The sequence below is a fragment of the Bacillus sp. 22-7 genome (assembly GCF_010628845.1).
GTDB lineage: Bacteria > Bacillota > Bacilli > Bacillales > Cytobacillaceae > Cytobacillus > Cytobacillus firmus_B.
On record NZ_NJQY01000025.1, the window covers coordinates 33,384 to 46,479 of the forward strand.

General features: G+C 43.3%; 16 protein-coding genes and 1 other annotated feature (1 of these 17 running past the window's edge). Of the genes, 2 read left to right on the plus strand and 14 right to left on the minus strand.

Going from position 1 to position 13,096, the window contains the following annotated elements; translation table 11 throughout:
• Positions 1 to 42: 42 nt before the first annotated feature.
• Complete coding sequence (locus CE058_RS17860; RefSeq protein ID WP_163144478.1) at positions 43 to 714, minus strand: SOS response-associated peptidase; 672 nt, start codon at positions 712 to 714, stop codon at positions 43 to 45.
• Between the two features lie 97 nt (positions 715 to 811).
• Here CE058_RS17860 and CE058_RS24835 point away from each other — a divergent pair, with 97 nt between their 5' ends.
• Positions 812 to 967, plus strand: a complete 156-nt coding sequence (locus CE058_RS24835) for a PIN domain-containing protein (RefSeq protein WP_169799763.1) — start codon at positions 812 to 814, stop codon at positions 965 to 967.
• A gap of 32 nt (positions 968 to 999) precedes the next feature.
• On the opposite strand, the gene cdaS is transcribed toward CE058_RS24835, so the two are convergent.
• Complete coding sequence (gene cdaS / locus CE058_RS17865; protein WP_163144480.1) at positions 1,000 to 1,599, minus strand: sporulation-specific diadenylate cyclase CdaS; 600 nt, start codon at positions 1,597 to 1,599, stop codon at positions 1,000 to 1,002.
• 129 nt (positions 1,600 to 1,728) lie between these two features.
• Between cdaS and CE058_RS17870 the strand changes: the two genes are divergently transcribed.
• Positions 1,729 to 2,325, plus strand: a complete 597-nt coding sequence (locus CE058_RS17870) for a class I SAM-dependent methyltransferase (protein WP_163144482.1) — start codon at positions 1,729 to 1,731, stop codon at positions 2,323 to 2,325.
• Positions 2,326 to 2,361: 36 nt separating this feature from the next.
• Here the strand turns inward: CE058_RS17870 and CE058_RS17875 are convergent, their stop codons facing one another.
• From CE058_RS17875 to trpE, 12 genes are all read right to left on the minus strand, one after another.
• Positions 2,362 to 3,111, minus strand: a complete 750-nt coding sequence (locus CE058_RS17875; RefSeq protein WP_163144484.1) for a TPM domain-containing protein — start codon at positions 3,109 to 3,111, stop codon at positions 2,362 to 2,364.
• On the minus strand, positions 3,108 to 3,686 hold the full coding sequence (locus CE058_RS17880) for a LemA family protein (protein WP_163144486.1): 579 nt from the start codon (positions 3,684 to 3,686) through the stop codon (positions 3,108 to 3,110). Before CE058_RS17880 ends, CE058_RS17875 begins: the two co-directional genes overlap by 4 nt.
• Before the next feature lie 142 nt (positions 3,687 to 3,828).
• Positions 3,829 to 4,821 (minus strand): aliphatic sulfonate ABC transporter substrate-binding protein, encoded by a 993-nt coding sequence (locus CE058_RS17885; protein WP_048011365.1) that lies wholly within the window; start codon positions 4,819 to 4,821, stop codon positions 3,829 to 3,831.
• Between the two features lie 16 nt (positions 4,822 to 4,837).
• A complete protein-coding gene (locus CE058_RS17890) occupies positions 4,838 to 5,593 on the minus strand; it encodes an ABC transporter permease (RefSeq protein ID WP_048011364.1) in 756 nt (251 codons plus the stop codon).
• On the minus strand, positions 5,577 to 6,365 hold the full coding sequence (locus CE058_RS17895) for an ABC transporter ATP-binding protein (protein ID WP_163144488.1): 789 nt from the start codon (positions 6,363 to 6,365) through the stop codon (positions 5,577 to 5,579). Before CE058_RS17895 ends, CE058_RS17890 begins: the two co-directional genes overlap by 17 nt.
• 153 nt (positions 6,366 to 6,518) lie before the next feature.
• Positions 6,519 to 7,304, minus strand: a complete 786-nt coding sequence (gene trpA, locus CE058_RS17900; protein ID WP_048011362.1) for a tryptophan synthase subunit alpha — start codon at positions 7,302 to 7,304, stop codon at positions 6,519 to 6,521.
• The gene (gene trpB / locus CE058_RS17905; protein WP_163144489.1) at positions 7,301 to 8,506 is read right to left on the minus strand and encodes a tryptophan synthase subunit beta; all 1,206 of its coding nucleotides are present in this window, start codon (positions 8,504 to 8,506) and stop codon (positions 7,301 to 7,303) included. The genes trpA and trpB overlap by 4 nt, the downstream gene beginning before the upstream one ends.
• The gene (locus tag CE058_RS17910) at positions 8,503 to 9,126 is read right to left on the minus strand and encodes a phosphoribosylanthranilate isomerase (RefSeq protein WP_163144491.1); all 624 of its coding nucleotides are present in this window, start codon (positions 9,124 to 9,126) and stop codon (positions 8,503 to 8,505) included. Before CE058_RS17910 ends, trpB begins: the two co-directional genes overlap by 4 nt.
• Positions 9,123 to 9,911, minus strand: coding sequence for an indole-3-glycerol phosphate synthase TrpC (gene trpC, locus CE058_RS17915; RefSeq protein ID WP_163144493.1), 789 nt, complete (start codon positions 9,909 to 9,911; stop codon positions 9,123 to 9,125). Before trpC ends, CE058_RS17910 begins: the two co-directional genes overlap by 4 nt.
• Positions 9,912 to 10,937, minus strand: a complete 1,026-nt coding sequence (gene trpD / locus CE058_RS17920) for an anthranilate phosphoribosyltransferase (protein ID WP_163144495.1) — start codon at positions 10,935 to 10,937, stop codon at positions 9,912 to 9,914.
• Entirely contained in the window at positions 10,909 to 11,520 is a 612-nt protein-coding gene (locus CE058_RS17925; protein WP_163144497.1) for an anthranilate synthase component II, read from the minus strand. Before CE058_RS17925 ends, trpD begins: the two co-directional genes overlap by 29 nt.
• Positions 11,517 to 12,911 carry an anthranilate synthase component I gene (gene trpE / locus CE058_RS17930; protein ID WP_163144499.1) on the minus strand — a complete coding sequence of 465 codons (1,395 nt, stop codon included), beginning with the start codon at positions 12,909 to 12,911 and terminating at the stop codon, positions 11,517 to 11,519. The genes CE058_RS17925 and trpE overlap by 4 nt, the downstream gene beginning before the upstream one ends.
• Positions 12,912 to 12,977: 66 nt before the next feature.
• Positions 12,978 to 13,096 (minus strand) — a binding site (T-box leader) (it continues 126 nt past the right edge of the window).

The window sequence follows — 13,096 nt, forward strand, 5'->3', positions numbered from 1 at the left end:
CAGTGGGGGATAAGGAACCCCCCCACTGATTGAAGTTTCACTTTATAAACTATTAAGTGGAGAAATTAATTCTGCCAGTTCATTTTTGGGTGAATTCACTTTGGCTGATACCGGATATTTATCCATTTTTTCAGCCGGGTAAGGTTCAAGTAATGACTTCAGGTATTCAGTGTCTTGAAAACGGGGATTCAGCCAACCCTCAAAATCATTTTCCTTTAGGATGACCGGCATCCTGTCATGAACTTGCTCTGTTACTTCATTAGGCCCCGTTGTAATAATTGTACAGGTTAACAAAGGAGCTTTGCCTTTATTCCAGATATCCCATATTCCTGCAAAAGCGAAAGGCTGTTCATCTTTCATAATAAACCTGTAAGGCTGCTTGCCTTCATCGGTTTTCTTCCATTCATAAAATCCATCTGCCAGGATTAAGCATCTTCTGCTTCTAAAGGGAACTTTAAAGCTTGGTTTCGTGTCGATGCCTTCCGCTCTGGCATTTATCATTTTATATCCTATTTTTTCGTCCTTCGCCCAGAAAGGGACCAGTCCCCATTTCATCTGCCTGCCGATCCGCTGCTTGCCATCGCCAATGACTGTTAAGATATTTTGGCTGGGGGCAATATTATATCTGGGCATGACCTCTCCTTCTGCATATTCAAACCCAAACAGCAGCTGAAGTTTATGAATTGTTTCGGTTAAAGTAAACCTGCCGCACACGATCATCACCTCTTTCAGTAAATTTCAATATATTGTTCATCTATTCCCGGTTATAGCGCATATTAAGACTGTCAGCTATTTTATAGGAGGTATGAAAATGACAAAACAAGGCAGACAAAATCCAAATCAAACGAGAGCCCAAATTGAAAAACAGGATAAGCGAAACGATGTTGAACTGGGAAGCGAGTTTCAGGCGGGAAACAATAAATCACAAAGCCAGAAAAAAAGCGGAAAGCAAATTAATAAGAAATAACTAAGATGAAATCCCCCAGTTAAGGGGGATTTTTATGTGCGAATTGTATACATCTGGCCATCTACTGCAAAAGAAATGCGGCCTGTTTCCTCTGATACGACTATGGCAACCGCGTCTGAATTTTCCGTGATGCCAATTGCCGCTCTATGCCTTGTCCCAAGTTTCTTTCCTTCAATGGTCTTTTTTGTAAGGGGGAGAATGCTTCCTGCAGAAACTATGATGTCTTCTCTTATTAATGTACCTCCATCATGCAGTGGGTTTCCCGGATAAAAGATCGTTTCAATCAATGTGTTGCTTACTTTTGCTCCTATCGGCGTCCCGTTATGTATATATTCTTCAACCGGCTGTCTTCTTTCAACAACAATCAGCCCACCATGCCTTTTTTCAGATAGATGCTGGGCAGCGAGTGATACGCTTGAATACTCCTTCGTAAAAGGAGCTAAATATGACTGCAGATAATATGTCGAAGCAATGGTGTGGGCTTCTGCAACAGTTTTCTGCAAGGTTTCGAAATCAGTTAAAATACAGCAGCTGAATTCCTCAAGAGTTTTGGAAAGCGAGTGAATTTGATCATCAATATTTCCAATATACCGATTTAAATCTTTTCGGTATTGTTCTTCTCCATAAATCACCGGACTTCCTCCAATCTTAATTCATAATAGTACCTTTTCCAGTAAAAAATTATTTATCCATTTTCCGGAATAGGTTTAGAACCTCTATAAAGAGACTAAATATAAGTATTAAATACCGAGGTGAGAGACATGTTCGATATTTTAGGAAAACAATTTGAGAAGCCAGAAGGATTACTGGGAAAGCTTGCGGGGAAAATTATGTACTTTGAAAACCGCAAGATTAACAAATGGACTATTGAACAATTACAGATAAATCGCAGAGACTCAATTTTAGAGGTTGGCTTTGGCCCCGGCTACAGCATAAAGCATATAATGGATCACTGGCGCCATTCAGAAACGGATGGCGTCGATGTATCAGAAGATATGAAAGCTGCTGCAGCCAAACTGAATGATGACTATATCCAGCAGGGAAAGGTTCGATTGTTCGTAATAGATATACACGACTACTTTCCGGATAAAAAGTATAATAAAATCTTTTCAGTCAACAATTATCCACTCTGGACAAAACCAAGAGAATCCCTTCAGCATCTGCATGGGATGCTTGAGAAAGACGGAGTAATTGCCATCACGGTTCAGCCGAGAGAGGAAGGAGCAGATGAAACCATAACCAAAAATCTGGGGCAGGTAATCAAAGCTGATATGGAGGCTGCAGGATTCCATTCCATTTCCATCTCATATAAAGAGGCACGGCCCGTATTAACAGTTTGTGTAACTGGAATTAAGTAATAGAAAAGAGCGGGGATACCCCCGCTCTTCTTCGTTTCACCAGCCCCGGCTGGCTCCTCCACCGCCTGATGAGCCGCCTCCGCCTCCTCGCGGACCGCCGCCTCCTCTGCCTCCGCCTCCCCCTCTTGAGAGAATGGAAAGTATGGCATATGTAAAGGCTCCTCCAAAGAATTTAATATCAAGAAACAGCAAACCGACAGCAATTATAATCAGCAGCCAGGACGGGATGCCAACGCCTTCATCCTTTGTCCCTGCATCTGTATAATCGCCGCTATTCCTTAAATTCACTTCTTCTCCGGCAGCTTCCTGTACAAGCACCTTATAGGTTTCAATTACCGCTCTACCCGGCTGGCCTTCCTGGAGATATGGTATAGTAACCTGATCCAGAATCCTGCCGGCTTTTCCATCAGGAATCCGGCCTTCAAGCCCATATCCAACCTCAATGCGCACCTTCCGATCCTGCATGGCCACTACTAATAAGACACCATTATTTTCAGCAGCGCTGCCTATGCCGTATGACCGAAAAGCTTCATTTGCATATTCTTCAATCGGCCTGTCCCCAATTGTATCAACAGTTAACACTGCCACCTGTGCAGTTGTCTGATCCTCCAATTGTCTCCCCAGTTTAATCAGCTCAGATTTTTCCCGTTCATTTAGAACACCTGCAAAATCCTGGACATAAATATCTCCAGCAGGCTGGGGTATGGATTCATCTGCATGGACTTTGAATGCCCCCATTATTAAATTTACTAAAAGAAGGGTCAAAAAGACCCTGCGGCTGATCATTCTCCATTGCCTCCAAAGTCAACTTCAGGTGCTTCATTCGCCAAAGGATCCGCCCTGAAATATTCTTTCTCATCAAAGCCTGTAATCCCGGCTACAATTGCACCCGGAAACCTTTTTACTTTTTTGTTATATACAGAAACCTGGTCATTATAATCCTTTCGGGCAACCGAAATCCGGTTTTCCGTACCGGCAAGCTCGTCCATTAATTGGGTGAACTGCTTATCCGCTTTCAGGTTGGGATAGTTCTCAACTACTACAAGCAGCCTGCTCAGAGCGCTTGACAGTTCTGCGTTTGCTGCTGCTTCCTCTTCAGGCGAACGGGCTCCCGCCAATCTGGCACGTGCATCAGATACCGCCTGAATGGTCTCCTTCTCATGTGCAGCATACCCCTTTACCGTATTTACCAGATTAGGAATCAAATCCAGCCTTCGCTGCAGCTGGTTTTCAATTTGAGAATATGCCTGATCCACATTTTCCTCAGCACTGACAAATCCGTTATAGCTGGACATCAGCAGCATACCTGCTATGACTACTGCAGCAATAACGGCAATTATAACTCCCATACCTTTTTTCATTTTTAGCCACTCCTGTTTCTATGTTGTTTTTGTCACTTGCATGGTATTTTTCCTTTTTTGAGTGAAAGTTAAACCAGGAGATTCCTTTCCCCAATAACACAAGAAAAACCGGAACCCATATGGGCTCCGGTTCAAAATATGCTTATTTAATAAAGTTCTTTGCAATCAGTTCACTGAATTCCGGTTTATCCTTCAGGAATTTTAACGTGTAGGATGAATCTGCAAATTCCTGGATTGTTTCTGCATCTACATCGTAAGTGAACCCAATTCTTTCCCAGGCGCGGTCTACGACTTCTTTTTCCAGCTCCTGGCCGGTCACTTCTTTAATGTCTTTGATTGTAATGGCTTTTGCTTCTTCAGGATTTTCTTCGATAAATTTCACAGCATCTTTATGCGCATCAACAATTTTCTGTACTTTTTCCGGGCTGGTCTTCACTGCGTCGCCCGTTGCAACTAATACGGATGCCGGAAGTGTTTCACCAAAGGATACCTCATCCCATCCAATTACCACTTCTGCATTTGTTTCCTGTTCAATGACTGCTGCCCATGGTTCCGGAGCAACTGCTATATCGACTTTACCTGTCTTCAGCATACTTGCATATTGTGCAGGGTTGCCTGTTAAATGCTTCATAGTACCGCCGATGCGTGCTGAGGTGATGCCGGCTTCTTCAAGATATGTTTCATACTGGACATCATGTGTGCAGCCTACGCCAGGCGTGATGAATGTTTTTCCCTGAAAATCTTCCAGTGAGTTGATTTTTACCCCTTCTCTGGCAAGTACAACAGTACCGCCAGTTGAAGCACCTGCGATAATTTTAACATCGGCGCCGGTTGAGAAGTTGTTCATGGCTGGTCCGGGTCCTACAAGACCTGCATCAATGTCGCCCGTTTTCAGAGCTGTCATGAAAGAACCGCCTTCAGCAAATGTCTTATATTCTACTTTCGTTCCATCGCCAAGCTGTTTTTCAAAATAGCCCTGGTCTTTCGCAACCATTGCCGGCACATGATTGATATTAGGAAAATAACCGATGACAATCTTGTCTTCCTTACTGCTGCTTTTCTCAGATGATCCGCAGCCGGCAAGCAGCCCGGTGATAGTAAATAATACAGCAACCCATAAAAACGCCTTTTTCATAAATATCCCTCCAGATTTAAGACTCTAGTCCCCATTTTTTAATTACAGATTTTTCAATGCGCTGGAATATGAATTGGTCAACAATCATTCCGATTGCTCCAATAATAATCATGACACCGATTACGATGTCCATTCGTCCAAAGTCTGAAGCATATCGAAGTGTGTAGCCCAATCCAGGTCCTGTGCTTAAAAGTTCACCAGCCATCAGTGCCCGCCAGGCAAATGCCCAGGCAAGACGGGAGCCGGTTACTACGTAAGGAATGGATGCCGGAAAAATGACTCGTGTGAATAAATCAATTCCAGTCGCACCCATTGTCTGGGCTGCTTTGATATATAAGGGTGAAACATTTTTTATACCTGTTCTCATGTTCAGAGCCATTACAAACGTACCGCCAAGGATGGTTACAAAAATAACAGCCTTTTCATTTAAGCCAAACCACATAATCGCGATCGGCAGCCAGACAATGCTTGGTACACTTTGCAAAGCAAGAATGACAGCACCCAGTGTTTCATCAGCCGTTTTGGATTTCCCTAAAAGAATTCCAATCAGAGTCCCAATAATAAGACTGATCGTTAAACCGACTGCGAGCCGCTTAAAGCTTGCGATTAAATCATAGATTAATGTTTTATCCTGAAACCCTTCAGCAAGTGCACTGAATACACTTGATAGAGAAGGGAAGATCAAAGGATGCCAGAGTTCAAGCCGTGATCCAATTTCCCAGAAGGCAATGATGGCTGCAAAAAATATGATCCGTTTAATGGCTGTTTGCATATTGGAGCTCCTCACTGACAACTTTATCAATTTCCTTTTTCAGGTATTTCATAATGTGATCCTCAATTTCGAGCATTTCTTTTTTGTGGTCCTCACGGGGTCTGGGAATATCAACGATTATATCCTGTAATATAATTCCCGGCTTTGTCCCCATTACAATGATCCGGTCTGAAAGTTTAATAGATTCTGAGATGCTGTGAGTAACAAAAAGAATCGTTTTCTTCGTCTCAGTCCAAATGTTTTCCAGCTGTCCGTGCAATCGCGTTCGGGTCTGTTCATCAAGAGCTCCGAATGGTTCATCCATTAGAAGTGTTTCAGGGTTCATGGCAAGTGCTCTTGCGATTGCTACCCTCTGCTGCATTCCTCCTGAAAGCTCATGAGGATAATGGGATATATATTTTCCCAGCTGAACCATTTGCAGATACTTTAGCGCGGTTTCCTCTGCATCCTTTTTCTTCATTTCTTTTTTCAGGGGAAACGTAACGTTTTCCATGACTGTCAGCCAGGGAAATAACGCTGCCTGCTGGAAAACCATTCCCCTGTCTTTTCCGGGTTTTGTTATGGTTTTTCCATCGATTAGAATGTTGCCTGAAGTTGTTTTAGTCAGCCCTGCGACAATTGATAGAAGTGTTGACTTTCCGCATCCTGAAGGTCCTAAAATTGAGACAAACTGCCCTTTTTCAACCGATAGGTTAATATCTTTCAGGACGTCAACCGGACGATTTTCTTTATCGTTATATTGTTTATTTACATCGTTTATCTCAATAAACATTCAAAATCACCTATTCCTATAAATCTCATTAATTTACTCGGATTACTTGTAATTATAATGTATTCACTTTGCATGTCAACCTTTACAACAAATATTTTTAAAATTGGGCGTAATCAATAAAAAGCCTCCTCCATCAAGGAGAAAGCTTTTGTTTCACAATTTAATTTCTTCTATTTTGGATGAAGCGATCAGTTCTTCCACTTTTGCTAACTCACCGCTTTGAAAAAGCTCTATGATCCTGCTTCCTACAATTACTCCGTCGCAATGCTTATTCATTTCTATTACATGCTCAGGCTCCGAAATTCCGAAGCCTGCCAATACCGGAATTGGACTTACCTCTTTAACTCTTTCCAAATGCTTTCCGAGTTCATCCGTGAACCCTTTTCTTGCACCTGTGATACCATTAACAGTTACAGCATATAAAAAGCCTTTCCCTCTGTCTGCAATCTCTTGTATCCTCTCTAATGGACTGGTTAGTGTCACAAGCCGGATGATCTCGATTCCCGCTCTCTCAGCAATCGGTGCAATAATTTCCTCTTCCTCTGCAGGAAGATCAGGCAATATTAGGCCGTCCACCCCGGATCCTGAGGCATCAGAAATAAAGTTGCCAATGCCATATGCCATGATCGGATTCATATATGTCATAAAAATAAGCGGAATATGAACAATAGGGCGGATTTCCGCAATTGCAGCTAATACGCCCCTAAGTGTTGTTCCAGCTTCTAATGCCCGAATGCCTGCCTGCTGGATTACGGGCCCATCGGCGACCGGATCCGAAAAGGGAATACCGATCTCAATAGCTGTTGCTCCCGCTTTTTCGAGGAATGTAATTTTCTCAGCCAGTGTCTCCAAGCCTCCATCACCGGCCATAATATATGGCACAAACGCTTTTTCATTGTTTTGCTTTAGGTTCTGAAAAACTTTTTCAATCCGGTTCATTTTCCTTTCCCTCCTAATCTTGCTCTCACTGTTTCTACATCTTTGTCCCCTCTGCCAGATAGACAGATAACAAGGCCTTCGTTTTTATTCATTTGCGGTGCAAGCTTTAATGCATAGGCCACCGCATGGGAGCTTTCTAAAGCAGGAATAATGCCTTCCAGCTTGCATAATAGCTGTAACGCCTCGAGCGCCTCTTCATCCGTGATTGATTCATACTCGGCTCTTCCGCTGTCTTTCAAATAGCTGTGCTCGGGACCTACTCCAGGGTAATCCAGGCCTGCTGAAATGGAATGGGCTTCCTGAATCTGTCCGTGTTCATCCTGCAGCAAATACATTAATGCCCCATGAAGAACTCCGGGCGTTCCTTTTGTTAAAGAGGCAGCATGTTTTTCACTATCTGTTCCCAATCCTGCTGCTTCCACCCCAATCATGCGGACCGTTTCATCTTTAATGAAAGGATAGAACATGCCCATTGAATTGCTGCCGCCGCCAATGCAGGCTACAACTGCATCAGGGAGTTTTCCTTCTTTTTCAAGATATTGCTCCTTTGTCTCATTTCCGATAACACTTTGGAAATCCCGGACAATCATTGGAAAAGGATGCGGTCCCATGACTGAACCTAGAATGTAATGGGTATCCTCGACATTTGTCACCCAGTAGCGCAGGGCTTCGTTGACTGCATCTTTAAGTGTGGCACTTCCTGATTGCACACCTACAACCTTCGCTCCAAGCAGCTCCATTCTGAAGACGTTCAGCTGCTGTCTTCTGATATCCTCTTCACCCATAAAAATAACGCATTCAAGATTTAAAAGTGCACAGGCAGTTGCTGTTGCAACTCCATGCTGCCCTGCACCCGTCTCGGCTACGATTTTTCTTTTGCCCATTCGCTGCGCCAATAGAGCCTGGCCGAGTGAGTTATTGATTTTATGGGCTCCTGTATGGTTCAAATCTTCCCTTTTAAGATAGATTTTCGCACCGCCGGCATATTTTGTGAGGTTTTCTGCAAAATACAGAGGAGTTTCCCTCCCGACATAGTCTTTCAGCAAACCCTGAAGTTCCTTTTGAAAACTTTCATCAGCCTGCGCTTTCTTATATTCCTCCTCCAATTCAAGAATGGCCTGCATTAGTGTCTCAGGCACGTACCTGCCTCCATATGTCCCAAAATGACCCCGTTCATCAGGCAAAGTATAAGCTGTCTTCATTTTACTTCCTCCCTCTCCATACGTTTAGCGTTGTCTATGAATCTTTTTATTTTCTCCAGATCTTTCCTACCCTCCGTCTCAACCCCGCTGCTTACATCAACCATATAAGGATTGGCGGCTTTAATTCCTTCGCCCACATTTTCAGGGTTGAGCCCTCCTGCGAGGATGATTTTTTTATCATGCATTGAATTTTCGTTTAGAATCGACCAATCAAACGATACCCCGTTGCCCCCCCGATATTTTCCTTTTGGACTATCAAGAAGAACGTATTCACATGCATATTCATCCAGTTTAGATAGATCATCAGGTGAGCCAATGCTCAGAGCTTTTATGACCGGTAAAGAGAATGAGCTGCAAAATTCCGGCGTTTCATCTCCATGAAGCTGAATGACATTGATCCCTGAAATACTGGCTATTTCCTCAATGTTTTCTTTCGTTTCATTCACAAATACTCCGACTTTTAAAACATCCCGGGGAAGCTCTTTAATTATTTCGCCTGCCGCCTCGGGTGTAATTTTTCTTTTGCTTTCAGCAAAAACAATTCCCAGGGCATCCGCACCGCTTTCAATGGCAGAAAGCGCCGTGCTTATATCTCTAATTCCGCAAATCTTCACCTTCATTGTCTGACAGCCCCCTGCAAAGGAAGCTTCATGGCCTTCAAAAGCCTTTCCAGGTTCTCTGCTTTCATAAATGCTTCTCCGACAAGGATGGCATTTGCTCCTGCTGCAATGACACGCCGCACATCGTCTTCCGACTTAATTCCGCTCTCGCTGATCAGAAATTTCCCCGCTTTCTTTATTAGTGGCGCAAGTTTTTCTGTTACACTCAGATCCACTTCAAAGGTTTTTAAATTCCGGTTGTTGACTCCGATCAGTTGTGCCCCGGTTTTCAGCGCGATTTCCAGTTCTTCTTCATTATGAACCTCCATTAATACTTCAAGGCCTTCATCCTCAGCAAAATCAAAAAGCTCTTGAAGCCGTTCTGCATCCATGGCAGCAGCAATGAGTAAAATCAGGTTTGCCCCTGATGCTTTTGCCTTTAAGATTTGCACCTCGTCTACAATGAAGTCTTTGCAGAGAGTAGGAAGGTCGACTGTCTCTCTGACAGCTGAAAGATCAGCGAAGCTGCCTTTAAAAAACCTATTATCTGTTAAAACGGAAATCGCATCCGCACCATACTTTTTATAAAATAATGCCTGGTCTTTCGGATTTTGTCCGGTATTTATATCGCCCTTTGATGGTGAGGCTCTTTTGAATTCAGCAATCACTGCCAGTTCGCTGCCTGACGCAAGCCTTTTAATAAATGAGCGTTTGCTTTCGGTTTCTGTAGCATCGATAATTTCCTGTTTCAGCACGATGACTTCTTTTCTTTTTTCAGCCAGAATTTGATCTAAAATTGTTCCCACTTATATCACCTCTTTATGGATGCTTCTGCTTGCCTCAATTAACTGATGAAGCTTTTGTAAGGCAGCTCCTGAATCAATACTTTCTTTAGCTGCATTTATCCCATCTTGAATTGTTGCCGCCTTGCCTCCTGTAAAGATTCCAATGCCGGCATTAAGAAGGACTGTATCTCTTCTCGCTCCCTTTTCTCCTTTCAGGACACTCATAAGAATTTCAGCATTTTCCCTTGAATCTCCGCCTCTGATGGCCTCATTGCTGCAGATGGATAGTCCAACTTCCTCCGGATGGAGAACCTTTTTCGTTACCTTCCCGTCAGAAAGGATAGCCAGATGATTTTCCCCCTGCAGAGATGCTTCATCCATAAACCCTGCACCATTTAAAACAACTGCACGCTTTCTTCCCAAAGTTTTTAAGACCTCTGCAAACATTTCAATATAATCCCTCCGGTAAATACCAAGAAGCTGATGTTCAAGTTCAACCGGATTAGTCAATGGCCCTATCAGATTAAAGGTTGTCGGTATCCTCAAATCCTTGCGCACTTTCATGATTCTTTTAATATTCGGATGCACATGAGGGGCGAAAAGAAAAGCAATCCCAATTTCCTCCAATATTTCCTCCGTGCGCTCAGGCGGATGATTTAGATTTATTCCCAAATGCTCCAGAACATCGGCACTGCCTGTTTTGCTGGAGACACTTCGGTTGCCGTGCTTAGCAACAGGAATTCCGGCACCTGCAATCACAAAGGCCGAAGTGGAGCTGATATTAAAGCTGCTTGAGCCATCTCCTCCTGTACCGCAATTATCCAAAACATTGGAAATCTTCTTACTAAATGAAAGAGATTTATCCCTCATTGCTTTTACGATGCCTGCAATTTCTTCAACTGTTTCCCCTTTTGTTTTAAGGCTCACCATAAATGCCGCAATCTCACTGTCCGTTACGTCTTGGGCAAATAAATTGTCCATTGCTTCCTTCATTTCTGCCTCTGTCAATGACTCCCGTTCAGATAACCTCTGCAGTATTGTTTTCACTCTCTTCTTCCCTCCCGATTGTTTGTAAAAAGTTTTCCAAAATCCTTTTTCCAAGGTCTGTTCCTACTGACTCCGGATGGAACTGCAAGCCGTATAATGAATAGTCTTCATGCTTGATTGCCATTATTTCATTGTCATCCATTGATCGGGCCAAAACCTTAAAGCTGCCAGGCAGCGTTCCTGACTGAATTATTAAGGAATGATAACGCATGATGCTTATTGGCTGCGGCATGTATTGAAACAGCTGTGATCCGTTGTGCTTCAGATTAGACACCTTGCCATGCATAATTTTTTTGGCTTTTTCAATCTTTGCCCCAAAGGCATAGCCGATTGCCTGATGACCAAGGCAAATGCCCAGGATAGGAAGCTTCCTGTAAAATTGCTGAATCACTTCAACAATGACTCCCGCTTGTTCCGGCCGTCCCGGTCCAGGGGAAAGGACAATGGCATCGGGATTCAATTTTTCAATTTCTTCGACTGTTATCTGATCATTCCTTACAACTTTAATTTCCTGTCCCAGCTCACCCAGATATTGATAAAGGTTAAATGTGAATGAATCATAATTATCAATCAGCAGAATCATTTTTTGTCCTCCAAAAATGCTTTTAATTTATGAAGTGTTTCTTCGTACTCTTTTTCAGGGATGGAGTCATGCACGATGCCTGCCCCAGCTTGTATATAGGCGTATCCATCTTTAATCACCATTGTCCTGATAGCCAGTGCGAAATCCATATTGCCATTCCCGGAAAAATAGCCGACTGCTCCTGAGTAAATTCCTCTTTTCACAGTTTCAAGTTCATTGATGACTTCCATTGCTCTAATTTTGGGAGCACCAGAAACTGTTCCGGCAGGCAGACACGCAATTAAGGCATCAATCGATGTGTGGGGATTTTTCAGCCTCCCGCCAACTTCGGATACGAGGTGCATGACATGCTTATATCTCTCAATTACCATGTTTTTTTCTATAGTGACCGATCCGAATTCGCAGACGCGGCCGAGATCATTTCTGCCCAGATCGAGCAGCATCCTGTGTTCGGCAAGCTCCTTTTCATCTTCTATCAGGTCCCTTTCAAGCTGTAAGTCTTCTTCTTCTGACTTGCCTCTTGGCCTTGTTCCAGCAATTGGGTTCGTAATTACTTTGTTTCCTGCTGCTTTTATAAGGCTTTCAGGCGATGCCCCTGCAACGGCATATTCTTCAAAATCAAGGTAGTACATATATGGGGAAGGATTTTGAACTCTTAACTTCCGGTAAAAGGCGAAAGGATCTCCAGTCAATTCTGCCTTTAATCGCTGAGAAAGCACCACCTGAAAAATGTCGCCCTCTTCAATATAAGATTTGGCTCTGTTTACCTTTTCAACGAAGTCTTCTTTAGATATGGAGGCTTTGAAAGCTGAAAGCGTTGCTTCTTCCGATTCAGCTCCCGCTGTCCCCTTTTGGATTTCAGCCTTTCTTTTCTGTATTTTTTCACGCAGCTGAGATTCATCTGTTTCTTCCAGTAAAGGCATGCCTACGAGATATACCTTTTGCTCCAGATGATCGAAAACCGCCACTTCCTCAAAAAACATAAGGTGGACATCCGGTACATTCAGCTCGTCAAAAGGAATCGTCCCGATATCTTCGTATTGTCTGATGACATCATAGCCTGCATAGCCAACAGCTCCTCCACAAAATGGGAACTGTTCAAAGGGGTGATGTTTCTGCTCCGGCATCAGCCTTCTTACCGCATCAAGCGGCTTTTCAGCAAAAACTTCTGTTTTTCCCCTGGCAGTAACAGCTGTCCGGTTTCCTTCTCCTTTTAATTCCATCACGGGATCTGCGCCAATAAAGGAATACCTTCCCGATTTTTCATGCTTTAGCGAGCTTTCTAACAGAAATTTTTTTCTGCCGCTCATTCTCTGATAGATTGAAATTGGTGTTAATGTGTCACCCTCCAGCTCTTCGATTATATAAGTCCCATCTAATGTTGGTTTCAATATATCTCTCCTCCAGTTCTTTAAGGAAAATAAAAAAAGTCCCCTATACCCACAGTAGCTGCAGGTATAGAGGACGTGTCTTGTGAACGTGGTGCCACCTCTTTTTAGAGCAAAAACGCTGCTCCCTTTTTCGGGTACGGAAATAAGTCGATACCCTATCCTTTTAACGGCGGAAACCCGTGCTT

Excerpts from the sequence above, each read along its gene's own strand:
- CE058_RS24835 (WP_169799763.1), top strand. The coding sequence starts at position 812 with ATGACAAAACAAGGCAGACAAAATCCAAATCAAACGAGAGCCCAAATT.
- CE058_RS17870 (WP_163144482.1), top strand. The coding sequence starts at position 1,729 with ATGTTCGATATTTTAGGAAAACAATTTGAGAAGCCAGAAGGATTACTG.
- CE058_RS17875 (WP_163144484.1), bottom strand. The coding sequence starts at position 3,111 with ATGATCAGCCGCAGGGTCTTTTTGACCCTTCTTTTAGTAAATTTAATA.
- CE058_RS17880 (WP_163144486.1), bottom strand. The coding sequence starts at position 3,686 with ATGAAAAAAGGTATGGGAGTTATAATTGCCGTTATTGCTGCAGTAGTC.
- CE058_RS17885 (WP_048011365.1), bottom strand. The coding sequence starts at position 4,821 with ATGAAAAAGGCGTTTTTATGGGTTGCTGTATTATTTACTATCACCGGG.
- CE058_RS17890 (WP_048011364.1), bottom strand. The coding sequence starts at position 5,593 with ATGCAAACAGCCATTAAACGGATCATATTTTTTGCAGCCATCATTGCC.
- CE058_RS17895 (WP_163144488.1), bottom strand. The coding sequence starts at position 6,365 with ATGTTTATTGAGATAAACGATGTAAATAAACAATATAACGATAAAGAA.
- trpA (WP_048011362.1), bottom strand. The coding sequence starts at position 7,304 with ATGAACCGGATTGAAAAAGTTTTTCAGAACCTAAAGCAAAACAATGAA.
- trpB (WP_163144489.1), bottom strand. The coding sequence starts at position 8,506 with ATGAAGACAGCTTATACTTTGCCTGATGAACGGGGTCATTTTGGGACA.
- CE058_RS17910 (WP_163144491.1), bottom strand. The coding sequence starts at position 9,126 with ATGAAGGTGAAGATTTGCGGAATTAGAGATATAAGCACGGCGCTTTCT.
- CE058_RS17925 (WP_163144497.1), bottom strand. The coding sequence starts at position 11,520 with ATGATTCTGCTGATTGATAATTATGATTCATTCACATTTAACCTTTAT.